This window comes from Buchnera aphidicola (Lipaphis pseudobrassicae), assembly GCF_005081185.1.
Lineage (GTDB): Bacteria > Pseudomonadota > Gammaproteobacteria > Enterobacterales > Enterobacteriaceae > Buchnera > Buchnera aphidicola_AD.
The window spans coordinates 398,400-423,440 of sequence record NZ_CP034870.1; the positions used below are offsets into that span (position 1 = coordinate 398,400).

The 25,041-nt window shown below is 25.3% G+C and carries 17 protein-coding genes, 1 tRNA gene and 1 pseudogene; 6 read left to right on the forward strand and 13 right to left on the reverse strand.

Annotated elements, in window-relative coordinates:
* Both rlmKL and D9V70_RS01875 read left to right on the forward strand, forming a co-directional pair.
* A partial coding sequence (gene rlmKL, locus D9V70_RS01870; protein ID WP_158356287.1) for a bifunctional 23S rRNA (guanine(2069)-N(7))-methyltransferase RlmK/23S rRNA (guanine(2445)-N(2))-methyltransferase RlmL occupies positions 1–1,670 on the forward strand: 1,670 nt, incomplete at its 5' end.
* Positions 1,671–1,689: 19 nt separating this feature from the next.
* Positions 1,690–3,480 carry an ATP-binding cassette domain-containing protein gene (locus tag D9V70_RS01875; protein WP_158356062.1) on the forward strand — a complete coding sequence of 597 codons (1,791 nt, stop codon included), beginning with the start codon at positions 1,690–1,692 and terminating at the stop codon, positions 3,478–3,480.
* Between the two features lie 16 nt (positions 3,481–3,496).
* Here D9V70_RS01875 and trhO read toward each other — a convergent pair whose 3' ends face one another.
* The 3 genes from trhO to D9V70_RS01890 form a co-directional block, all read right to left on the reverse strand.
* Positions 3,497–4,429, reverse strand: a complete 933-nt coding sequence (gene trhO, locus D9V70_RS01880; protein WP_158356063.1) for an oxygen-dependent tRNA uridine(34) hydroxylase TrhO — start codon at positions 4,427–4,429, stop codon at positions 3,497–3,499.
* A 112-nt stretch (positions 4,430–4,541) separates the two neighbouring features.
* A complete protein-coding gene (locus D9V70_RS01885) occupies positions 4,542–7,409 on the reverse strand; it encodes a valine--tRNA ligase (RefSeq protein ID WP_158356064.1) in 2,868 nt (955 codons plus the stop codon).
* Between the two features lie 104 nt (positions 7,410–7,513).
* A complete protein-coding gene (locus D9V70_RS01890) occupies positions 7,514–9,007 on the reverse strand; it encodes a leucyl aminopeptidase (RefSeq protein ID WP_158356065.1) in 1,494 nt (497 codons plus the stop codon).
* 154 nt (positions 9,008–9,161) lie between these two features.
* On the opposite strand from D9V70_RS01890, the gene argF reads away from it, so the two are divergent.
* The 4 genes from argF (at position 9,162) to D9V70_RS01910 (ending at position 12,168) form a co-directional block, all read left to right on the forward strand.
* Positions 9,162–10,178 (forward strand): ornithine carbamoyltransferase, encoded by a 1,017-nt coding sequence (argF, locus tag D9V70_RS01895; protein WP_158356066.1) that lies wholly within the window; start codon positions 9,162–9,164, stop codon positions 10,176–10,178.
* Positions 10,179–10,321: 143 nt separating this feature from the next.
* On the forward strand, positions 10,322–11,251 hold the full coding sequence (gene pyrB, locus D9V70_RS01900) for an aspartate carbamoyltransferase (protein WP_158356067.1): 930 nt from the start codon (positions 10,322–10,324) through the stop codon (positions 11,249–11,251).
* Positions 11,252–11,261: 10 nt separating this feature from the next.
* A complete protein-coding gene (gene pyrI / locus D9V70_RS01905; RefSeq protein WP_158356068.1) occupies positions 11,262–11,723 on the forward strand; it encodes an aspartate carbamoyltransferase regulatory subunit in 462 nt (153 codons plus the stop codon).
* 43 nt (positions 11,724–11,766) lie between these two features.
* The gene (locus tag D9V70_RS01910) at positions 11,767–12,168 is read left to right on the forward strand and encodes a Rid family detoxifying hydrolase (RefSeq protein ID WP_158356069.1); all 402 of its coding nucleotides are present in this window, start codon (positions 11,767–11,769) and stop codon (positions 12,166–12,168) included.
* A 76-nt stretch (positions 12,169–12,244) separates the two neighbouring features.
* Here the strand turns inward: D9V70_RS01910 and D9V70_RS01915 are convergent, their stop codons facing one another.
* The 10 genes and pseudogenes from D9V70_RS01915 to glmM all read right to left on the reverse strand — a co-directional run bounded on the left by D9V70_RS01915 (position 12,245) and on the right by glmM (position 25,000).
* Complete coding sequence (locus D9V70_RS01915; protein ID WP_158356070.1) at positions 12,245–14,047, reverse strand: DEAD/DEAH family ATP-dependent RNA helicase; 1,803 nt, start codon at positions 14,045–14,047, stop codon at positions 12,245–12,247.
* Positions 14,048–14,439: 392 nt separating this feature from the next.
* Positions 14,440–16,563: a polyribonucleotide nucleotidyltransferase gene (pnp, locus tag D9V70_RS01920; RefSeq protein WP_158356071.1), complete on the reverse strand. Its 2,124-nt coding sequence runs from the start codon at positions 16,561–16,563 to the stop codon at positions 14,440–14,442.
* Between the two features lie 175 nt (positions 16,564–16,738).
* Positions 16,739–17,008 (reverse strand): 30S ribosomal protein S15, encoded by a 270-nt coding sequence (gene rpsO / locus D9V70_RS01925; RefSeq protein WP_158356072.1) that lies wholly within the window; start codon positions 17,006–17,008, stop codon positions 16,739–16,741.
* Between the two features lie 105 nt (positions 17,009–17,113).
* A complete protein-coding gene (truB, locus tag D9V70_RS01930; RefSeq protein ID WP_158356073.1) occupies positions 17,114–18,049 on the reverse strand; it encodes a tRNA pseudouridine(55) synthase TruB in 936 nt (311 codons plus the stop codon).
* Positions 18,050–18,442, reverse strand: coding sequence for a 30S ribosome-binding factor RbfA (gene rbfA, locus D9V70_RS01935; protein ID WP_158356074.1), 393 nt, complete (start codon positions 18,440–18,442; stop codon positions 18,050–18,052).
* Positions 18,443–18,494: 52 nt separating this feature from the next.
* Positions 18,495–21,128, reverse strand: coding sequence for a translation initiation factor IF-2 (gene infB / locus D9V70_RS01940; RefSeq protein WP_158356075.1), 2,634 nt, complete (start codon positions 21,126–21,128; stop codon positions 18,495–18,497).
* A gap of 17 nt (positions 21,129–21,145) precedes the next feature.
* On the reverse strand, positions 21,146–22,633 hold the full coding sequence (gene nusA / locus D9V70_RS01945; protein ID WP_158356076.1) for a transcription termination factor NusA: 1,488 nt from the start codon (positions 22,631–22,633) through the stop codon (positions 21,146–21,148).
* Between the two features lie 333 nt (positions 22,634–22,966).
* Positions 22,967–23,052 (reverse strand) — tRNA-Leu (locus tag D9V70_RS01950).
* Between the two features lie 42 nt (positions 23,053–23,094).
* A pseudogene (gene secG, locus D9V70_RS01955) lies at positions 23,095–23,432 on the reverse strand (preprotein translocase subunit SecG).
* Between the two features lie 236 nt (positions 23,433–23,668).
* On the reverse strand, positions 23,669–25,000 hold the full coding sequence (gene glmM, locus D9V70_RS01960) for a phosphoglucosamine mutase (RefSeq protein WP_158356077.1): 1,332 nt from the start codon (positions 24,998–25,000) through the stop codon (positions 23,669–23,671).
* Positions 25,001–25,041: the final 41 nt, after the last annotated feature.

The following is a 25,041-nucleotide window of genomic DNA, read 5'->3' on the forward strand; positions in this document are numbered from 1 at the left end:
ACAATGTAATACATATGATGTTAAATTTAAGTGGAGATGCTTTATATAAAAGAGGATATCGAAAACTTTGTAATTCTACTCCTATTAAAGAAAACTTAGCTGCAGCAATAGTATTGAACTCAAAATGGACAGGAGAATCTCCTATAGTAGATCCTATGTGTGGATCAGGAACATTATTAATTGAAGCTGCAATGATCTCCTGCGACAAAGCACCTGGATTAAATAGATTAAAATGGGGATTTCAATTTTGGAAAAAACATAATAATAATTTATGGCAAGACATTTATCAAACTGCGAAAAAAAGATTTCAAATAGGATTAAAAAAATGCCATAAAAATTATTTTATAGGATATGATTACGATTCCGAAATTATAAAAAAAGCTAAAATCAATGCATTTAACGCAGGATTATCAACAATAATTCAATTTTTTATAAAAAATTTAAATAATTTAAAAAATATTTATAATAAAAAAGAAATTGGAATAATATTAAGTAACCCACCATATGGACAAAGAAAAGAAGCAGAAAACCAATTAGTTGGATTATATGTACAATTAGGTATAGTTTTAAAAAAATATTTCGAGAATTGGCAGTTATCGATTTTAAGCTCATCAAATTTTTTATTAAATTTTTTACAAATGCAATCGTATCAAAAATATATTCTAAAAAATGGAACATTAAATTGTATTCAAAAAAACTATCAAATTTTCTTAAATAATCCTATTTCTGAGAATAATGAATATCAAAATAGAATAAGAAAAAATTTTAAAAAATTAAAAAAGTGGACTATTCAAGAAAAAATAGAATGTTTTCGTCTATATAACGCTGATTTACCTAATTATAATATAATAGTAGATGTTTACAAAAAATGGATAGTTGTGCAAGAATACAAAGCGCCTAAAATTATAAATTGTAAAAAAGCACATCAAAGATTATGCAATGCTATATATTATACTAAAGAAATACTGTCTATTGATATTAACAATATAATATTAAAAATTAGAAAAAAAAATAAGAATAACACACAATATCAAAAATTATTTAATAAAAGTAATTTTATACAAATTAAAGAATATCATGCAAAATTTTTAGTTAATTTAACAGACTATTTAGATACTGGATTATTTTTAGAAACAAGATTAATAAGAAAGCTAATAGGCATAATATCTAAAGGAAAAGATTTTTTAAATTTATTTTCATATACTGGAACTGCAACTGTTTACGCTGGATTAGGTGAAGCAAAGAGTACCACTAGTATAGATATGTCCAATACTTATATACAATGGTCTATGAAAAACATGTTAATTAATAACTTGACAAGTACTAAACATAATTTTATTCAAGCAAATTGTCTAGATTGGATAAAAAAAACCAACAAGAAATTTGATCTTATTTTTATCAATCCACCGACCTTTTCAAATTCCAAGAAAATGAATAAATCTTTTGAGTTAACAAGAGATTATCTTAATGTTATTCAAGATTTGAAAACAATATTACGTGTAAATGGTAATATCATTTTCTCAAGTTCCAAACATAATTTTCAAATTAATTTAGATGCTCTAAATAAAATAAAATTATCCGCAAAAAACATAACAAAAAAAACTCAATCTAAAGATTACATGAATAATTCAAAGTTATATCATTCCTGGATTATTAAACATACTCGATAAATTTAAAGATAAAAAATTTATGTCACTTATTAGTATACAAAACGCTTATTTGTCATTTAATGATGTACAAATTTTAAAAAATAGTACACTTCATATTAATCCACGTGAAAGAATATGTTTAATTGGTAAAAATGGCACTGGAAAATCAACTATTTTAAAAGTTATAAATAAAACACAAGATTTAGATAATGGTAGAATTTTTTACAAAAAAAATATAAAAATATCTTATCTTAAACAAACTAATCCAAACAATCTTGATATTTCTATATATGACTTTATTGTTTCGGGATTATACAAAAAAAGTATAATAAATAATGATTCAATTATTCCAAATAAAAAAACTATCAAAATAGAAGATAATATAAAAATAATAAAAATTATTGAAAATATTAAACTAGAAAAAAATACATTATTATCTGAATTATCTGGTGGTTTATTAAGAAAAGTTACATTAAGTCGAGTATTAGTAGGACAATCAGATCTACTATTACTAGATGAACCAACTAATCATTTAGATATAAAAACAGTAAGATGGTTAGAAAAATTTTTAGATAAATTTACTGGAAGTATATTATTTGTATCACATGATAGAAATTTTATTAAAAATATATCTACTCGTATTATAGATCTTGATGGTGGAAAATTAATTTCTTGGCCAGGAAATTATGATAATTTTATAAAATTAAAAAATGAAAGTAATCGCATTGAACAAATTAAAAAAAAAATATTCGATAAAAAATTAAAAAAAGAAGAATTATGGATTAGAAAATGTGTTAAAGCACGTTCTATTCGAAATGAAGGTAGAGTTAAAAACTTAAAAACACTTCGAAAAGAAAATGATGATTATCAAAAAATAGAAAAATTAGGGAAAATTAAAGCGAATCAATCTAGACATCATTTAGGGAAAATTCTTTTTGAATTAGAAAATATAGACTTTTCTATAAACGATCAGTATATTATTAAAAATTTTTCATCAATAATTCAAAACGGTGATAAATTAGGATTAATCGGAGATAACGGATGTGGTAAAAGTACCATGATTAAAATTCTTATAGGAGAAAAACAACCAAAAAGAGGGAAAATTTATAGAAATACAGGATTAAAAATATCATATTTTGATCAAAATAGATCCTTGTTAGATTCAAATAAATCCATATTAGAAAATATGCACTATGGAAATATAGAGCTTATAGTAAAATATTTAAATGCATTTCTATTTAAACCTAATGAGTTACAATCTTTAGTAAAAACGTTATCTGGTGGTCAACGTAATAGATTATTATTAGCGAAATTATTCCTAAAACCAAGTAATGTTTTGATTCTCGATGAACCTACAAATGATTTAGATTTAGATAGTTTACAACTATTAGAAAAAATTATTATAAATTATAAAGGCACTGTTTTATTAGTTAGTCATGATGAAACATTTATAAATAATACAATAAATAAATATTGGTATTTTGAAAAAAATGGAATAATTAGTACTCATGTTGGAAAATTTAACAGTATAAAAAGAAAAGAAAAAAGTTCTAAAAAAAGAAAAATTAAAATAAATCATCATTTAAAAAAAATAACACAAAATAAAATAAAAAAAAATTTAAATGATATATTTTTAAAAATAGAAAAAACAGAACTTCAGATTAAAAAATTACAAAATAAGATAAATAAAATAGATTTTTTTAAAAAAGATTTAGAAAATAAGTTATCAACGTTAAAAATATTATCTGAAAAAGAAAAAGAACTAGAAGAATTATTAATATATTGGGAACATTTAGAGAAATCTACTGCAATAAAAAAACATAACAATTAAATTCAAAAAAATAATACTATATTTTTTTTATACAATTATAAGAGCAACAACCATTAAAAATATTAAAACAATTTATACATTGAATAAAAAGAAGATGACATAAATTATTTTTACAATTAACATAATTATCTGAAGATTTATTGCATTGATGACAAAAAGATATGACATCATCAGAAATTTTTTCAGACATACGATGATCAAAAACAAAATTTTTTCCTTTAAAAAAAATTGGTAAATTATTTTTTTTAGCATCATTTACATAACCAATAATTCCTCCTTGAATATGATAAATATGTTGAAAACCATTAAAATACATCCAAGCAGTAGCTTTTTCACAACGAATTCCACCAGTACAGTACATAACAATTTTTTTATCTTTAGCATACTGCATAACTTTGACAACTTTTTGTAATTGTTCTCTAAACGTTTTACTTTTAATTTCTACTGCATTTTCAAAATGACCTATTTCATATTCATAAGAATTTCTCATATCAACAAATATTGTATTTTTATCATTTAACATTGAATTCACTGCTTTTGATTTAATACGAACACCTACATGATTCGGATCAAAAAATGGTTCTTTAATACCATCCGATATAATTTTTTCTTTAACTTTTACAGTAAGCATCCAAAAAGATTTTTCATTATTTAATGATTGATTGATATATAAATTATTTAAACATGGATCAAAGTGATATAAAAATTTTTTTAAAATAAGATAATTTGTTTTTGGAATGCTAATTTGAGCATTAATACCTTCATTAGCAATATATACTCTTCCTAAAATATTATTTCGATAAAAATGCTCATAAATTGTATTTCGATATTCCTGTGGGTTTTTTATCTCGAAATATTTATAGAAACATAAATTTAAACGTTTTGTACTATCAGATAACATTTGTTTTTTTAATTGTTTTCTAGGAGAAATATTATGTAAAATGGACATAAAACATACCTTGATTTTTAAAAAATGAAAGAATTTAAGAAAAGATTATTAAAAATTTTAATGCTTTTCACATAAATATATTTAACAAATTACATGTATTAAAATAAAAAAATTATGATATGTGAGATAAATTTATAAATTTTTTTATTTTTTTACATAATTCTAAATGTGTTTCATTTAGTTTTAATAACTTATTTTTTTCTTGAATTATTATTTTCTCTGGAGCATGAGTTAAAAAGTTTTTATTTACAAGTTTTTCTTTTATAAGAATAATACTTCTTTGAAGCATTTTTTCTTCTTTTTTTAATCTATCCAATTCTTCTTGTACATTTACTAATTTTAATATAGGAATTATTACTTCTACTTCATTAATGATTTTTTTTACATATAAATTTTCATCATATTTCTCAAATAATATTGTAATACTTTCTAAAAAAGCTATCTTTTTTAGAAATAAAGCATTTTCATCAATAATTATTTTTTTTTCAGAAGTGATATTATAAAAAAATAATGGCAATAATTTAGTAGTATTAACACGCATACTAATTCTAATTTGTCTTAAAAATACAATTACATCTTTTATCCAATTCATATTATTTAATATGTTTACATTGGTTAATGCATGATTATATTTTGGAAAAGGTTGCAGCATAATTGTTTCTTCTTTTGAATTAACAATTAATTTTATACGTTGCCAAATCTCTTCTGTAATAAATGGAATAATTGGATGAGCCATTCTCAAAATTAATTCTAGAATATAAAGTAAAACATTTTTAGTATGATAAATTTGTTTATCAGAACCATTTTTAATAATAATTTTTGTAAATTCTAAATACCAATCGCAAAAAATATTCCAAATAAAATCATATAAAATATTAGAAGCAATATCAAAACGATAAGTATCTAACGAATCACGATATAATTTAACTACATTATTGCTTTCTATTAAAATCCATCGATTTATTAATAACATATCTTCTTGTAAATTAATTTCTAAAAAATGATGATTTTTAGTGTTCATTAAAACAAATCGACTTGCATTCCAAAGTTTATTACAAAAATTACGATATCCTTTTAATCTATTTATATCCCAATGTATATCACGTGTATTAGCAGCTAATGCAGAAAAAGTAAAACGCAATGCATCTGTTCCAGTGGATGTTATACCATGTGGAAATTGTTTTGTAGTACGTTCAATAATTTTTTCAGATAAATTCGATTGTAACAAATGACTCGTTCTTTTTTTAATTAAATCTGATAAAGATATTCCATCTATCATATCTAAAGGATCAATTACATTTCCTTTTGATTTTGACATTTTCATACCTTGATCATCTCGAATTAATCCGGTTATATAAACATTTTTAAATGGTACTTCAGGATTGCCATTTTTATCTTTAATAAAATACATTGTCAACATAATCATTCTAGCAATCCAAAAAAAAATAATATCAAAACCGCTTACTAAAACATTAGTAGAATGAAAAAGTTTTAAAAATGTTGTTTTTTTAGGCCAACCTAAACTAGAAAACGTCCATAATCCAGAAGAAAACCATGTATCTAAAACATCTTCATCTTGCTTTAACAAAATATCATTTGAAAGAGAATATTTCTTTCGTATTGTTTTTTCATCTTTTCCAACATATATATTTTTTTCAGCATCATACCATATAGGAATTCGATGTCCCCACCATAATTGACGAGAAATACACCAATCTTCAACATTTTTCATCCAGGAAAAATACATACTTTTATACTGCCCAGGTATAAATTTAATTTTTTTTTCTTTTACAGCATCAATAGCAACGCGAGCTAATTTTGATATTTTCAAATACCATTGATTTGTAAGAATAGGTTCAATAATCACTCCAGTTCGATCATTATAAGGAATAGTAATATTACATTCTTCAGTTTTTTTCAATAATCCTAAATTTTTAATTTCTTCTATAATTTTTACTCGTGCAGATAAGATATCTAATTTTTGAAATAATTTAGGAATGGAATTACTGTATATATTAGACAAATTACCATGATGATCATAAACATCAGCAATACATTTAATTTTTCCATCAAAAGAAAAAATATTAATCATTGGTAATTTATGACGAACTCCTACCTTATAATCATTAAAGTCATGTGCTGGAGTTATTTTAACGCAACCTGTTCCTTTTTTTATATCAGCATATTCATCACCAATAATAGGAATGATACGATTGATCAAAGGACATTTTACAAAATTGCCAATAAACTTATTATATTTACTATCTTTAGGATTTACTGCGATAGCTGTATCCCCTAATAAAGTTTCAGGTCTAGTTGTAGAAACAATTAAATATTCAATATTACAAGTTGAAAAAAGATTATTTTTGACTACTGGATACTTAATAAACCACTTTTTTCCTTTTTCTACTCGATGAGCAACCTCTAAATCTGAAATTACTGTTTCTAACTTTGAATCCCAATGTACCAATCTTTTTTTTTGATAAATAAGATGATTATTATATAAGATAATAAACGCTTCTTGAACAGCAATAGAAATATCAGGATCTAAAGTAAATTTTTCATGATCCCAATCGACAGAAATCCCCAAACGTCGCATTTGTTTAGTTACAATACTATTGTATTTTTTTTTCCATATCCAAACTTTTTTAATAAAATCTTCCCTGCTATAATCGTTTTTAGTTTTATTTTCTTCTGAAAATATTTGACGTTCAACTAATATTTGTGTTGCTATTCCAGCATGATCTGTTCCTACTTGCCATAAAGTATTTTTTCCTTGCATTCTATGATAACGAACTAATATATCCATAATTGTTTGTTGAAATGCATGTCCCATATGCAAATTTCCAGTAATATTAGGAGGAGGCATAATAATGCAAAAAGTTGGTTGCTTTAAATAATCAGGTTTAAAATACCCATTTTTTTCCCAAAAATTATATAATGATTCTTCAATATGTTTAGGATTATAAATTTTTTCCATTTTAATTTAACTGTTTATAGTAAAAGTAAGATCAAGTAAAGGTATGATAATATCATATTATAAAAAAAATAAAGTATTAATCCATATATTTTATATATGAAATATTATCTAATTTGATTCAATAAAAATTGACATAAAAGTTCAACAGGACGACCTGTAGATCCTTTATTTTTACCTGATTTCCAAGCCGTTCCAGCAATATCTAAATGTGCCCAATCATATTTTTTTGCAAAGTTAGAAAGAAAACAAGCTGCAGTTATAGCACCAGCTTTACTATCTCCTATATTAGAAAAATCTGCAATAGAAGAACTTAATGTTTTTTGATATTCTGGGAATAAAGGTAAACGCCATATCTTATCATTAGTTTCTTTTGAAGCTCTATTAAATTCATCAAATAAATACTCGTTGTTTGTAAAAAAACCACTTACAGAATCTCCCAATGCTGTAACGCATGCACCAGTTAAAGTAGCAATATCTACTACAATGTTTGGAGAAAAACGCTCCAAATAAGTTAACGTATCACATAATACTAATCTTCCTTCAGCATCAGTATTTAGTACTTCTACTGTTTGACCAGACATAGTAGTTAAAACATCTCCTGGTCTAAAAGCATTTCCTCCAAGCATATTTTCGCATCCAGCCAAAACTCCTATAATTGTTAAAGGTAATTTTAATTCAGCTACCATGATCATGGTACCATAAACTGCTGCTGCTCCAGACATATCATATTTCATTTCGTGCATATTTGATGCTGGTTTAATAGAGATTCCTCCAGAATCAAAAGTTAAGCCTTTTCCTACTAAGGCAATTTTTTTATTACTAGTATTATTTCCAGAATATTTGATTACAGACATAAATGGTTTGTTTTTTGAACCACTACCTACTGCTGTATAAGCATACATGCCTAATTTTTTCATTGCTTCAAGATCAATTACTTCAACACTAATATTATCTGGATATCTTAAAGAAAGTTGTTTTGCTTGATAAGATAAAAATAAAGGATTGCAAATATTAGGTGGTAAATTATTAATATCTTTTGCAGATGTTATCCCGGAATTAATAGCTAATGCATGTTTTAAAGCTGTTTGTGCTACAAGTAATTCATTTTTGTTTAAAATATTAAATATAATTAAATTAAAACACATACTATTTTTAGTAGTACTATTAATTTTGGTAATTTTATATAAAAACTTATGAATAAAAATTGTTATAGATCTAATTAACCAATATATGTTATTTTCACTGTTAATATTTATTTCAGAAAAAGAACAGATAATATTTTTGACAGATATTTTTTTCAATTTTCGTATAATATTTTTAAATATTTCTTCTAAACTAGACTTAGTAAGTTTATTTTTTTCTCCAAGACCTACTAATAGCACTCTTTTTGAAAAGATTTTAGGAACATTGTATAATAGCATCATTTCACCTAATTTCCCTTTAATATCACCTAATTTGAGTAATGAGGTAATATAACCATCACTACAATCATTTAAGTATTCTGCAGAAATAGAAAATTTGTATGAATCAAAAAGACCTACAATTATACAATCTGTTTTTACCTTATCTAAAGTGCAATTTTTCACTAAAAGTTTCATAATTTTTACTTCTCTTAAAATATTATTTATTAATAATACTATTTTTTTATAGAATAACAATGTATTCGTGTTAATATAAAAATATTATTAATAATATTTGCATTTTAAAATAATATTTTTTATAAATATATTTATAATATTGAGAATCTAGAACATGAATAATCTTTATTATCGAAATTGTTTAAGATTGTTAGATTTTTCTTCTTTAGAATTAAAAAAAATTATAAATTTAGCTCAAAAATTAAAACAAGACAAAAAAAATAATATAGAAACTCAGTTTCTTAAAAAAAAGAATATAGCTTTAATTTTTGAAAAAGAATCTACTCGCACAAGATGTTCTTTTGAAATTGCTGCATTTGATCAAGGAGCTCATGTTACTTATCTTGGACCTGGTAGTACACATCTTGGAACAAAAGAATCAATCGAAGATACGGCAAAAGTGCTTAGTCGTTTGTACGATGGTATTCAATATCGAGGCCATGATCACAATACAATAGAAATTTTAGCAAAATATTCTAAAGTTCCAGTATGGAATGGATTAACTGAAAAATTTCATCCTACACAATTACTTGCTGATTTACTGACTATTAAAGAAATACATCCAAAAAAAGACTTTAACAATATAAAATGTGCATATGTTGGCGATACAAATAATAATATGGGTAATAGTTTATTGGAAGCTGCTTCACTAGTGGGATTAGATTTACGTCTAGTATCTCCTAAAGAATGCTGGCCAGAAAAAAAATTATTTACATATTGTCAAAAACAAGCAAAACAAAAAAATGGAAACATAGTATGCACTGAAGATATTATAGAAGGAGTTAAATCTGTAGATTTTATTTATACTGATGTTTGGGTTTCTATGGGAGAATCTGAAACAACATGGACAAAAAAAATTGAATTATTACAATCTTATCAAGTCAATGACTCTATGTTAAATGCCACCAATAATCCTCAAGTAAAAATACTACATTGTCTTCCTGCATTACATGATCAAAAAACAGATATAGGAAAATCTATATTAAAAAAATATGGATTTAAAAATGGCATAGAAATAACAAACAATATTTTTCAAAAACATCAAGAAACTATTTTTGAACAAGCAGAAAACAGATTACATACTATAAAAGCTATGGTTGTATCTAGTTTATCTAAAACAATTAATTTATAACATATGATTAACATAATTAATGTTTAACATTAAAAATAAAATATTCATACATATGTCAATTAGTTATAAAAAATTTTCATAGGGTTTTATATACTATAATTATCTTATACTTGATTTTCTGAAATCATTAAGGAAAAAAAAAGTTGATAAATCCTTTATTTAAAAAAAATATTCTTTCAATTAATGAACTTAAACGAAATGAATTAGAATTAATTTTAAAAAAATCTAAAACTCTTAAAAAACAATCACAACCTGATTTATTAAAAAATAAAATTATAGCTAGTTGTTTTTTTGAAGCATCTACTCGTACTCGTTTATCATTTGAAACAGCTGTTTATCGATTAGGAGCATCTATAATAGGATTTTCTGATGGAAATAATATTTCTTTAAAAAAAAAAGGAGAAACGTTAGCAGATACTATATCAGTAATCAGTTCTTATGTTGATGCAATTATTATTCGACATCCTCAAGAAGGATCTGCACGATTAGCTTCTGAATTCTCTAATGGAATACCAATATTTAATGCAGGCGATGGAGCAAATCAACATCCAACACAAACACTTTTAGACTTGTTTACTATTCAAGAAACTCAAGATAGATTAACTCACTTAAATATCGCCATGGTTGGAGATTTAAAGTACGGAAGAACAGTGCATTCATTAACACAAGCATTAGCTAAATTTAAAAATAATAAATTTTTTTTTATTTCTCCTGATGCGTTAATTATGCCTAATTATATTAATGATATGCTTTATAAAAAAGAAATTTTTTGGACAAGATGTAAAAATATTGAAGAAATCATTTCTGAAATAGACATTCTTTATATGACACGAGTTCAAAAAGAAAGACTCGATCCAACTGAATATGCAAATGCAAAATCAAAATTTGTACTATGTGCTAAAACTTTACAACATGCACGTAGAAATTTAAAAATACTACATCCTCTTCCTCGAATAGATGAAATAAACAATGATGTTGATAATACACCTTATGCTTGGTATTTTAAGCAAGCAGCAAATGGAATTTATGCTCGTCAAGCTATTTTATCTTTAGTACTAATAGAAAAACACTAATAAAAAAAGTATGCAAATTAATAAACTGCAAGTAGAAGCAATTAAATCTGGTAGTGTCATTGATCATATACCAGCTCATATTGGATTTAAATTACTAGCTTTATTTAGATTTACAGAAACAGAAAAACGGATTACTATAGGTTTAAATCTACCTTCTAAAAAATTAGGTAAAAAAGATATTATCAAAATCGAAAATACTTTCTTGAGTGATGATCAGATTAATCAATTAGCTATTTATGCTCCAAACGCAACTGTAAACTATATTAATGAATATAATCTAGTAGGGAAAATTTTTCCTACTTTACCAAAGAGAATAGACAGAATTTTAATTTGTCCAAATAGCAATTGTGTTAGTAATCATAATTTTATCACTTCTAGTTTTATTTTAAAAAACGACAAATTTTGTAATATGTATTTAAAATGCAAATATTGTGAAAAAGAGTTTTCTAAAAATATAGTTTTATCACATTAAATCATCATAATCATGATATTAAATAAAAAAAAATGGTATTTGTATGAATCATATAATTAACACTAAAAATGCACCTAAACCTATTGGTCCCTATTCACAAGCTATTAAAATAGATAATATTCTTATTTTATCTGGACAGATACCTGTTGATGTAAAATCTAGTTATATTCCAGAAAATATTTCTGAACAAACATATCTTGTACTAACTAATATAAAATCAATTTTAATTGCATCAGGATTTCTTGTGAAAGATATTATAAAAACAACAATTTTTACTACTGAATTAAAAAAAATTGAAATTATTAATGAAATTTATATGAAATTTTTTTTAGATAATAAATCACAATTTCCTGCTAGATCTTGCGTAGAAGTTAAATCGTTACCTAAAAATGTAAAAATAGAAATTGAAGCAATGGCATTTAAACATAATAAAATTTCAACTTAAAACAAGTTATTATTTATATTAGCACTATTTAAATATATTTTTTAATATGCCGCAAAGCGGCATAAAAACTAAAATATTAAACATTTCTACGACGGAAAAAAGATGATTTTAATTCATTTTTAGTAGTATTAGATTTATTTATACGATTTTCAGGAAAACGACGATTATTACTTTTATCTCTAGAAAACAGAGATCGGTTAGATATTTTTAGTTCATATGTACTAGAATCTTTTAATAGCTTTATATTGATTAATTTGTTTAATATTCTTGTACGAGTGAAATTGTTTAGTACATTTTTAGACAATCCTTTTGGCAATTCAATAGTAGAATAACTAGGAAACAATTTAATATTACCAATATTTCTGCTATTAATATTTCCTTCATTTGCAATTGCTCCAACAATATGTCTTACTTCAACACCATCATTACGTCCTACTTCAATACGATATAAATCTATATCTTTATTATCACGACGTTCACGACGTGATCGATTGTTACGATTATTATCTTCACGTTTATTACTACGATCATCTTGAGTTTTTCGAAATATACGATTGTCTATATCTTTTTTTATAATCAAAGGACGTTCACCTTGAGCCATCTTCAATAAAGCAGCGGCTAAAGTTTTTATATCTAAATCATCTGATGAATATAATTTATCTAATAAACTAGCATATTCCTCTAAATCTCGACTTTCTAATTCTTGCTGTACTCTTTTTGCAAATTGTTCTAGACGTCTTTGAGATAATAATTCAATTTTTGGTAATTGAACTTCTAAAATAGATTGTTTAATAGTACGTTCTATATTACGCAATAAACGACGTTCACGATTTTCAACAAATAATAAAGCGCGACCAGCTCGACCAGCGCGACCTGTTCTGCCTATACGATGTACGTAAGATTCTGCATCCATTGGAATGTCATAGTTAATAACAAAACTAATACGATCGACATCTAAACCACGTGCAGCAACATCTGTTGCAATTAAAATATCTAATCGACCATTTTTTAATCGTTCTAATGTTTGTTCTCTTAATGCTTGATTCATATCTCCATTCAACGCTGCACTATTATATCCATTACGCTCTAAAGCTTCAGATACTTCTAAAGTCGCATTTTTAGTTCTAACAAATATAATTGTTGCAGAAAAGTCTTCTGCTTCTAAAAAACGAATCAATGCATCAGTTTTTCTGCCATATACCATCCAATAACTTTGCTTAATATCTGGACGTGTAGTGATATTAGATTGTATTTTGATTTCTTTTGGATTTTTCATAAATCGTTTAGAAATGCGACGTATCGCTTCAGGCATAGTTGCAGAAAAAAGTGCTGTCTGATGATCTTTAGGAATTTTAGTCATAATTGTTTCTACATCTTCTATAAATCCCATACGTAACATTTCATCTGCTTCATCTAAAACTAATCCATGTAAATTCGAAAGATTAAGAGTACCTCTTTTTAAATGATCTAATAAACGACCTGGAGTTCCTACAACAATTTGTGGTCCTTGTCGTAATGCTCGTAATTGTAATTCATATCTTTGACCACCATATAAAGGTAATACATGTATTCCAATCATATATTTAGAAAAATCAGAAAAAGCTTCAGCAACTTGTACTGCTAATTCTCTTGTAGGTGCTAATACCAATATTTGAGGGGATTTTAAATTAATATTAAGATTATGTAATAAAGGCAATGAAAAAGCAGCTGTTTTACCGCTTCCAGTTTGTGCCATTCCTAATACATCGTGCCCTGCTAGAAGTAAAGGAATGCAAGTTGCTTGAATAGGAGAAGGTTTAACATATCCCATTTCAGTTAAAGATTGAATAATAAAAGGATTTAAACCAAGAAAAGAAAATGTGCTTTCAATACGAGTCATCATGCAGTAGATATGCCTTTTAAGTTACAGTGGCCAGTCTACATAGCTCATGATGAAAATATTTTATTTATTCTCATTGAAAAGTGTGAACCGGCTCAAATGAAGTGATTTAATAAATAAAAAATCGATATTTTTAATACCAAAAATTTTTATTTATGAGTTATTGCTCATGAGTTTTTAAATATATAAAATATTTTATTTATAAAACTAACATTAGCAATTTGTTAAAATATATTTTTAAAATTAAATTCTTTTTTTAAATAATGATAATTTTTAAACTAAATTAATTTTATAATATTTTATCTATATGGTACTATTTGAAAAGATATAAATCTATATTTTATTAAAATGTTTTTTAAAATCTTGAAAAAAGTTGAATAAATATGATTATATCAGATAATATTATTATTTATCGAGTTATTAGAAATGATAAAATTTTCTGTTTCTTTTATACTTAATCTTAATCGACCTTGACGATCTATTTCTAACACTTTTACAGATATGATCTGATCAATTTTTAAATGATCAGAAACTTTTTCAACTCTTTTCTCAGAAATTTGAGAAATATGTACCAACCCTTCTTTGCCGAATCCAATTGAGACAAAAGCGCCAAAATCAACAATACGTGTAACTTTTCCTGAATAAATTCGTCCTACTTCAATTTCTGCTGTAATTTCTTCAATTCTACGAATGGCATTAGTAGCTTTTTCTCTAACAGAAGCTGATATTTTTATTATACCATTATCTTCAATTTCAATTATAGTTCCTGTTTCTTCAGTTAACATACGAATAACAGAACCACCTTTTCCTATTATATCTTTAATTTTTTCAGGATTAATTTTCATAGTATGAATACGAGGAGCAAATTCAGATATTTCTTTTCTTGATTTGTTTAATGCTTGATTCATTACACTTAAAATATGCAATCGAGCTGCTCTTGCTGTATTTAAAGCTTCGCGTATAATTTGATTATTAACACCCTCTATTTTTATATCCATTTGTAAAGCTGTAATACCTTTATCTGTACCAGATACTTTAAAATCCATATCTCCTAAATGATCTTCATCGCCTAAAATATCTGAAAGTAAAATGTATTGATCTCCTTCCTTTACTAAACCCATTGATATTCCAGCAACAGCAGATTGAATAGGCACGCCTGCATCCATTAATGCGAGAGAAGCACTACAAACAGATGCCATCGAAGAAGATCCATTAGATTCAGTTATTTCAGATACTATTCTAATAGTATAAGGGAAATCTTCTAATTTAGGCATTACAGCCAATAAACTTCTTTTAGCAAGACGACCATGACCAATTTCTCTTCTTTTAGGGGATCCTACAATTCCTATTTCTCCAACTGAATAAGGTGGAAAATTGTAATGAAATAAAAAATTATCTGTTCTATCTCCTAGTAATTCATCTAAGTTTTGTGCATCTCGAGATGTTCCTAAGGTTACTGCTGCTAAAGATTGAGTTTCTCCTCTAGTAAATAAAGCAGAACCATGTGTTCTTGGTAAAACTCCTGTTCGAACATCTAACGCACGTATCATATCTTTTTCGCGTCCGTCAATACGTGTTTCATTATTTAATATTCTTTTTCGTACAATTTTTTTTTCAATTTTATATAAAATATCTTCTATTTCTGCTTGATCTATATTGCAATCCTCTTTAAAGAAGAATTTTATTATTTCTTCTCTAATAAAATTTAATTTCTCAAATCGTTCTTGTTTATTAAATATTAAATAAGCAGCATATATATCTTTTTCTGCTAATTCTATTATTTTCAATTCTAATGTTTTATTAGTCTCTGGATAAAATGCAGGCCAAGGAAGTTTACTAGCTTCATTTGATAAAGAACGAATATTATTAATTACTACTTGTTGTTGTTGGTGTCCAAATGTGATAGCTTCAAGAATCTTTTCTTCATTTAATATTTTTGCTTCTGCTTCTACCATAAGAACAGCATTTTGAGTTCCTGAGATTACTAAATCTAAAGAACTATTTTTCATATCATCGCTGGTAGGGTTTAAAATATATTGATTTTCAATATATCCTACTCTAGCAGCTCCTACTGGTCCATAAAACGGAATTCCTGACAAACTTAATGCTGCTGATGCTCCTATGATAGAAATAATATCTGGATTAATTTGTGGATTAACTGATACTACTGTTGCAATTATCTGAATTTCATTAAAAAAATTTTTAGGAAATAAGGGACGAATAGGTCTATCTATTAATCGAGCGATTAATATTTCATTTTCACTTGGACGTCCTTCTCTTCTAAAAAAACCACCTGGTATACGACCCGCAGCATATGTACGTTCTTGATAATTCACAGTAAGCGGAAAAAATTTTTGTCCTGTATATATTTTTTTTTGTCCGACAACAGTGACAAAAACTGCAGTATCATCCATGCTGGCCATAATAGCCGCTGTAGCTTGTCTAGCCATTAGACCCGTTTCTAAAGTAATCGTATGTTGACCATATTGAAATTTACGTACAATGGGATTTAGCAAAATAATATCCTTAACATAAAACTAATTTTTAAAATTATTTATAAAATCTATTTTAAATACTTTAATACAATAAAAATATATTAAAATTTAATTGTAAAATTAAAAGAATGTTGTAAAAAAAGGGCTAATGAAGCCCTTTGAAAAAATACTAATTATCTCATCTTTAATAAAATTTTTAACGTCTTAATTGTAAGTCTTCAATTAACGCAATATAACGAGACATATTATTTTTCTTTAAATAATCTAACAGTTTGCGACGTTTTGAAACCATTTGTAAGAGACCTTTACGACTACAATGATCTTTTTTATGCTGAGAAAAATGTGTTTGAAGATAATTAATTTGAGTTGTTAATAATGCTACTTGTACTTCTGTTACACCTGTATTTTTTTGAGATTTACCATATTTTAAAATGATTTTTTTTGTATCTGTTGTAGACAAAGACATATAAAAATACTCCATATATTTAAAAATAAATTAAATTAATTATCTAATTTAATTAATTTATCTCAAAATAATATCATGCTAATCTTAAATTTAATAGTGAATAACTTAATTAGTAACTGTAGAAACTAATCGATATGGAATTAATAATCCTTTTTTATTAATCTTACCTAATCCAATAAACTCTTTATCTTTTTCTTTAACTCGTACTAAGCTATTTTCGATATTAGAACAACAATCTATTGTTTTTCCTAGTTTAAAAGTATATGATTCTTCCGAAGAAATATAAACTTCTGGTAAAAAAGATATAGGACTATCTATAGGCATTAATAAATCATCTATATTTTTAAAGAAACTATTATGTTTGATATTATCTTTCTTTAATAATTTATTCAAATCATATATTGTTACTAATTTTTCACAAATATATGATCCTACCTTGATACGACGTAAAAATATTACATGAGCTCCACAACCTAATTTTTCTCCTAAATCTTCAACTAATGTACGAATATATGTTCCTTTTGAACAAAATACTTCAAATTCAAAAAAGTTGTTTTTTTGATTAATAGAATTAATATTATATATTGAAATTTTTCTTGAATTTCGATTAATATCTAATCCTTGACGTGCATATTTATATAAAGATATACCATTATATTTAATAGCTGAATACATTGGAGGAACTTGATCAATTGATCCAATAAGTGATTTTATAGAAGAATAAAATTGTAAAGCAGTAAAAACAATTGGACGTTTTTTTATAATAACACCATCAGAATCAGATGTAGATGTTTTTTCACCTAATTTAGCAATTACGTGATATTTTTTATCAGATTCGCTTAAATAACGAGAAAATTTTGTAGATTCTCCAAAACAAATTGGTAATATTCCTGTTGCTAGTGGATCAAGAGTGCCAATATATCCTGCTTTTTTTGCTTTAAAAATAGACTTTACTTGTTGTAAAGCATTATTAGAAGATATACCTTTAGGTTTATCTAATAAAAGTAATCCATTAACATTTCTTTTTTTATGAAAAAACATCTATTTTTCCTTTATTTTTTCATAATACAATGTATTTTTTTTATGTAAATTATTTAATAACATAGAAATATTATTACCTATTAGAAAAGAGTCATCATGATAAAAAATAATATTTGGTATAATTCTTAATTTCATTTTTTTACATAATAACTTACGAATATAACCAGAAGCTTTATTTAAAACAATTAAAAGTTTTATTGCTTCTAATTTATCATTACATTTTAAAAAACTTACAAATATTTGAGCATGAGATAGATCTTTAGATACTCTTACTTGAGAAATTGTTATTATTGTTTTAACTCGTGGATCTTGAAGCGAATACTGTATAATTACAGCTATATTTTTTTGCAATTCTTGAGCAATACGAACAGATCGATTAAACGATTTTTCCATAATGAAATTACCAAATTGAATACTTTAATCAAAAAATATATTAATTGCTATTTTATAATGTTTTCTTAACTTCTTTTAATTCAAAGACTTCTATAATATCGCCAACACATATATCATTATAATTTTTAATTCCTATACCACATTCTAATCCATTACGTATCTCATTTACATCTTCTTTAAAACGACGTAATGATTCTAGTTCACCTTCATAAATAACTATATTATTTCTTAGTATGTGAATAGGATTGTTTCTTTTAATAACCCCTTCCAAAATCATACAACCAGCAATTAAACCAAATTTAGGAGATTTAAAAGTATTTCTAACTTCAGCTAAACCAATAATGTTTTGTTTGTATTCAGGTGATAATAAACCCATCATAGCTGATTTTACTTCATCAATTAAATCATAAATAACTGAATAATAACGAAGATCTAAATGTTCTGTATTAATTATTTTTTTAGCAGAAGAATCAGCTCTAACATTAAACCCTAAAATAATAGCGTTTGAAGCTAAAGCTAAAGAAGCATCTGTTTCTGTAATACCTCCAATACCTAAACCTATTATTTTTACCTTAACTTTTTCAGTAGATAATTTTAATAAAGCACTAGATATTGCTTCTAAAGAACCTTGTACATCAGATTTAAGAATAAGTTTTAATTCTGAAAAATCATTTTTATTTATATTATCAAACATACTTTCCAAATTAACTCTATTTTGTCCTGATAATTTTGTTTCACGAGATTTTTCTTTTCGATAGGATGCTACTTCTCTTGCTTTCTTTTCATTACGTACAACAGTTACCAGATCACCAGAAAAAGCAACTTTAGATAATCCTAAAACTTCTACAGGAATAGAAGGTCCTGCATTTAAAATTTCATTTCCAATTTCATTACGTAATGCTTTGACACGACCATACTCAAAACCACATAATATTATATCTCCTTTTCGTAAATTTCCTTTTTTTACTAATACAGTAGCTATAGGTCCTCGACCTTTATCTAAAGATGATTCTATTACAACACCTTCAGCCATACCGCTATGAACTGCTTTTAATTCTAAAATTTCTGACTGTAATAAAATAGCATGTAATAATTCATTAATACCTTTCCCTGTTTTTGCAGAAATAGGTATAAATATATTTTCACCACCCCATTCTTCTGAAAGAATATTATATTTCATTAAATCTTTTTTTATTTTGTCAATATTTGCATCTATTTTATCTATTTTATTAATAGCAATAATTATTGGAACATTAGCTTCTTTTGCATGTTGAATAGCTTCGATAGTTTGCGGCATAACTCCATCATCTGCAGCTACAACTAATACAACAATATCAGTAATCTGTGCTCCACGAGATCTCATTGCTGTAAATGCTGAATGCCCCGGTGTATCTAAAAAAGTAATAGATCCTAAATCAGTATTCACATGATAAGCTCCAATATTTTGCGTAATTCCACCTGCTTCATAAAATGCTATTTTTGTTGAACGAATATAATCTAATAATGATGTTTTACCATGATCTACATGTCCCATTATAGTAACTACGGGAGCTCTAATAATAGAAATATCATTACCTTTATCACGATCTTTCATTATCATTTCTTCTAATTCATTCTCTCGATATATAACGACTTTATGACCCATTTCTTCTGCAATTAATTGCGCTGTATCTTGATCAAGAACATAATTGATATTTCCTATAATTCCCATATTCATCATAGTTTTGATAAGTTCGCTACTTTTAATAGCCATCTTATTAGCTAAATCAGATACAGAGATTGCTCCACTAATAACAACATCTCTATTAATAATAGATTCAGGTTTTTGAAATACTTGATGCAGTAAAATTGGTTTATTTTTTTGTTTTATATTTTTTTTATTACGAATATTAATACGTTTTTCTTCTTTTTGATATTTTCCATTATTAAAAGTTTTACTATTTTTCTTATAACGATAATGTTTAATTGTTCGATTATGATTTTTTTTATCTCTTTCTACTTTTTCATCATTATCATCTTCAGCTTGACGAGCATGTAAAAATGTTGTTAAATGATAATCTTTTTTCTGTTCTTTAGATGTTTCCCATATAACTTCTTTTGTTCTTTTTATCTTTTTACTATTTGTATCAGAAATATTACTTTCTATTTTTTTTCTTATTGTTTTATTTTGTTCGTCTTTTTTAGAACTATTTACATTTGTTGATGTAATAATCTGTTTTAATTTTGAAGATATCATATAATCTTTATTGATTTTTGATATATTTATATTTTTTTTGTGTTGTTTTTCTATAAATGTTCCATTATTATTTAGTTCTTGATTATTAGATAATAAATGTTTTTTATTAGAATAATTTTTATTGTTTTTTATTCTGTTTGATAAGACATCATTTTCAAGTTTATTGTTTTTTAAATAAGTTCTTTTTTTTCGTACTTCTATTTGTATAGATTTATTTTTTCCTCCCAGCGTAGGTATGTTTAAGGTGCTACGTGTTTTTCTTTGTAAGACTAAAGTATTTAAAGAAGATCGTTTTTTATTTTTTAAATGTGTAAACAAAATATTTTTCTCATTTAAATTAATATAATCATTTTCATTTTTTACTATATCAATATTAGATAATTCCTGTATCAATTCTTGTACTGATACTTTTATTTCATTAGATAACGTTTTTAAACTTATATCTGTCATACTATTATTTCCTATTATTAGACTTTATTACCGAACCAACAGATATTACGAGCTGTCATAATTAACAAACCAGCTTGTTCAGTATTTAAATTTTTAATATCAGATAAATCGTCTATTCCTTGATTCGCTAATTCTTCTAAAGTAAATATATTTTTTTCTGCTAACTGTGATGCTAATACTAAATCCATCCCATCAATACTTAATAAATCTTCTGCTGTCTTTTTCTCTTCAATGTGATTTTTTTTATCTGATTCAATTGAAAGTAATTTATTTTTTGCACCTTCTCGTACTAAAGTGATTTCTTCTTTAGTTAAACTTTTAATTTCTAATAGTTCATTAAAGGGTATATATGCTAATTCTTCAAGAGAAGAAAATCCTTCTTTTACTAAAATTTGAATAATTTTATCATTAATATTTAAATTTTTTTTCAAGTTATTAAAAGCTGCATGAGCTTCTTCTTGATGTTTAGAATGAAGATCTTCTGTAGTCATAACGTTTAATTCCCAACCACTAATTTGCGAAGCTAAACGAACATTTTGACCATTCCTACCAATAGCTTGTGCTAAATTACTAGCATCTACTGCAATATCCATAGTATGATGATCTTCATCTACTATAATGGAAGAAACATCAGCAGGAGCCATGGCATTAATAACAAATTGAGCCGGATTATCATCCCATAAAATAATATCTATACGTTCTCCACATAACTCACTAGAAACTGCTTGTACGCGAGCACCTCTCATACCTACACAAGCACCTACTGGATCAATACGTTTATCATTAGTTTTTACTGCTATCTTTGCACGAGATCCAGGATCTCGAGCGGCTGCTTTAATCTCAATAACTTCTTCTCCAATTTCTGGCACTTCTATTCTAAATAATTCGATAAGCATTTCTATCTTTGAACGACTAATAAATAATTGAGTACCACGAGATTCTGGATATACTCCATATAAAATACCACGAATACGATCACCAATACGAAAATTTTCTCTGGGTAACATACCATCACGTAATATCAGCGCTTCAGCATTATTACCTAAGTCTAGAGTTAGGTTGTCTCTATTGATTTTTTTTACTATGCCAGTGATTATTTGACCAATATATTTTCTAAATTGATCAACTAACATTGCTCGTTCTGCTTCACGAACTTTTTGTACAATTACTTGTTTTGCAGTTTGAGTTGTTATTCGATCAAAATTTACAGATTCAATTTGATCTTCTATAAAATCATTAATTTTAACTTTTTCACCTTCAAAACATGCAGCTTCTAAAGTAATTTCTCTAGTAGGTTGAGTTACTACATCTACTACCATCCAACGTCTAAAAGTAGTAAAATTTCCAGTTTTTCTGTTTATACTAACTCTTACATCGATTTCTTGTTCATGTTTTTTTTTAGTTGCTGTAGCCAATGCAATTTCTAAAGCTTCAAAAATTTTTTCACGAGGAAGAGATTTTTCATTAGAAACAGCTTCCACTACAGCTAAGATTTCTTTATTCATTTTAAAGAACCTCAAAATAAAAATTTTTTAAATGAGAAATAATAACTCATTTTACATGTATTAATTACAAAAAATTTAATTATGAAATTAGATAACTAATACACTAATTTTTACTAATCAAGAGTTTATATAATTAATTATGAATATTAAAAAACTATTAAAATCATGTAAATACAGTAAATATTCTAATAAAAAACCCCGAAAACTCGGGGTTTAGTTGATTTCACCCTACATATAATTTTTTTATTAAAAATATTTTAATATCTAATGTTTAGAGCATTTTTAATATAAAAATTATATATAACTAATATAAATTTTAACATAAACATTGCATGGTACCGAGGATGGGATTTGAACCCATATGCTTATTTAGCACTATCCCCTCAAGATAGCGTGTCTACCAATTTCACCACCTCGGTTAAAAAAATAATTTTAATTAAGATTAATACAATTTAAATTTTTCAAAAGTATTCATGAGGTATATCAAAATTTAATGATTTTTTTCCAACAAAGATGTATTTTTTTTAATATTTTGTTTGTTATCTTCTAAAAAAAAATCTATATCTACCTTTCTATTATTAATATTACATAATATAATGCTAATTATTAAAAATAAAGAAGATAAAATTAAAATAATATTTGTTATTAAACTATTTCCGCTAACGCTATTAAACAACTTAACATTATTTATTAGATTGATATTAGAAGTATTATTAAATGCTTTTCCTGGTTGCAATAAAATAAAACAAATTAAAGATAAAGAAACTAAAATAAATAAAATTAAACAAAATAAATACATAATAAATAATTTCCTTTTTTTATAAAACTATTTTTTTTGAAATTGTTAATAAAGTTATCAAAGTTACTTATTCTATAAGGATTTATGTATAAACAGCGTTTATGAATAAGAAATGTCTTTTTTAAATTAATATTTATTATTTTGATTATTTATAATTCTAATTATTAATTATATATTCATAATAAAAAAATTAAATAAATTAATACAAATTATGATTATACTAAAAATATAAAAAATCAAAATAATTTGATCATATCTGCAATATAATGAGCTAATTGATAAACTTTTAAACGATCTTCTCCTTCAACCATAATACGAATGCAAGGTTCTGTTCCAGATTTACGAATTAAAATTCGACCATTTTCGCCTAAAATTTTTTTATATTGAGATAGAATACTTTCTAATTTTTTATTTTTTTCTAAATTGATATCTTTCTTTAAAAAAACATTTAATAAAACTTGAGGAAATAACTTAATTTTATTTAATAAATCATATAAAGATATATTATTGCAAAACATAATAAATAAAACTTGCAAACTAGCTATGATTCCATCACCAGTAGAATGTTTATCGGATAAAATAATATGACCTGACTGTTCAGCTCCTAATAACCATTTTTTTTCTTGTATTTTTTTATATACATGACGATCTCCTATTTGTGTTGCATAAAAAGGAATATCTAATTTTTTTAATCCTAAGACTATTCCCATATTAGTCATTAAAGTTCCTATTACACCTCTGTTTAATTGTTTTTTTTTAAAATATTCTTTAGCAATAATATAGATAATTTGATCTCCATTTATTCTATTCCCTAAATGATCTACCATAATAACACGATCTCCATCCCCATCAAATGCTAAACCGATGTCTGCTTTTTCTGATATAACTGCATTTATTAAATTTATAACATTAGTAGATCCTGATTTTTGATTAATATTTACTCCATTTGGATCAACAGAAAGAGTTATTACTTTAGCACCTAATTCTCTAAAAATTTTTGGCGCTACATTATATGTTGAACCATTAGCACAATCTATAACAATAGTAAATTTAGATAAATTGAAATCTTTAGGATATGTATGTTTACAAAAATTAATATATTTATTTTCAGAATCAATAATATTACTAGAACAACCAAAATTAATAACATCAGAATAACAAAAAGTACTTTTTATTTGTTTTTCAATAGCAATTTCTATTTTTTTACTTAATTTCACGCCATCTTTATAAAATATTTTTACTCCATTATCATTAAATAAATTATGTGATCCTGAAACAACAATTCCTGCTGAAGCGTTAAAATACTTTGTAAAATACGAAACTGCTGGAGTTGGTATACATCCAGCTAATAAAGTAGACACACCTGTTGATAAAATCCCAAATTCTAAAGCCGATTGTAATAAAGATCCAGAAATACGTGTGTCTCTTCCTATAATAATTTTTTTTTTATTTCGACCTAAAACTATTCCAATTGCCCTGCCTAACGTTAATAAAAACTCTGGTGTCATAGGATTGTTTCCTACTTGTCCACGTATTCCATCTGTTTTGAAATATTGCAAACGAGACATAACATTTTTATCCCTAGAATTAATTTAAATATGATTATATT

What these genes read in the sequence shown, in the direction of transcription:
- trhO (WP_158356063.1), bottom strand. Translation starts at nt 4,429, where the DNA reads ATGTCCATTTTACATAATATTTCTCCTAGAAAACAATTAAAAAAACAA.
- argF (WP_158356066.1), top strand. Translation starts at nt 9,162, where the DNA reads ATGAATAATCTTTATTATCGAAATTGTTTAAGATTGTTAGATTTTTCT.
- infB (WP_158356075.1), bottom strand. Translation starts at nt 21,128, where the DNA reads ATGACAGATATAAGTTTAAAAACGTTATCTAATGAAATAAAAGTATCA.
- pyrI (WP_158356068.1), top strand. Translation starts at nt 11,262, where the DNA reads ATGCAAATTAATAAACTGCAAGTAGAAGCAATTAAATCTGGTAGTGTC.
- nusA (WP_158356076.1), bottom strand. Translation starts at nt 22,633, where the DNA reads ATGAATAAAGAAATCTTAGCTGTAGTGGAAGCTGTTTCTAATGAAAAA.
- D9V70_RS01875 (WP_158356062.1), top strand. Translation starts at nt 1,690, where the DNA reads ATGTCACTTATTAGTATACAAAACGCTTATTTGTCATTTAATGATGTA.
- rpsO (WP_158356072.1), bottom strand. Translation starts at nt 17,008, where the DNA reads ATGTCTTTGTCTACAACAGATACAAAAAAAATCATTTTAAAATATGGT.
- D9V70_RS01890 (WP_158356065.1), bottom strand. Translation starts at nt 9,007, where the DNA reads ATGAAACTTTTAGTGAAAAATTGCACTTTAGATAAGGTAAAAACAGAT.
- glmM (WP_158356077.1), bottom strand. Translation starts at nt 25,000, where the DNA reads ATGTCTCGTTTGCAATATTTCAAAACAGATGGAATACGTGGACAAGTA.
- D9V70_RS01910 (WP_158356069.1), top strand. Translation starts at nt 11,767, where the DNA reads ATGAATCATATAATTAACACTAAAAATGCACCTAAACCTATTGGTCCC.
- truB (WP_158356073.1), bottom strand. Translation starts at nt 18,049, where the DNA reads ATGTTTTTTCATAAAAAAAGAAATGTTAATGGATTACTTTTATTAGAT.
- rbfA (WP_158356074.1), bottom strand. Translation starts at nt 18,442, where the DNA reads ATGGAAAAATCGTTTAATCGATCTGTTCGTATTGCTCAAGAATTGCAA.
- D9V70_RS01885 (WP_158356064.1), bottom strand. Translation starts at nt 7,409, where the DNA reads ATGGAAAAAATTTATAATCCTAAACATATTGAAGAATCATTATATAAT.
- D9V70_RS01915 (WP_158356070.1), bottom strand. Translation starts at nt 14,047, where the DNA reads ATGACTCGTATTGAAAGCACATTTTCTTTTCTTGGTTTAAATCCTTTT.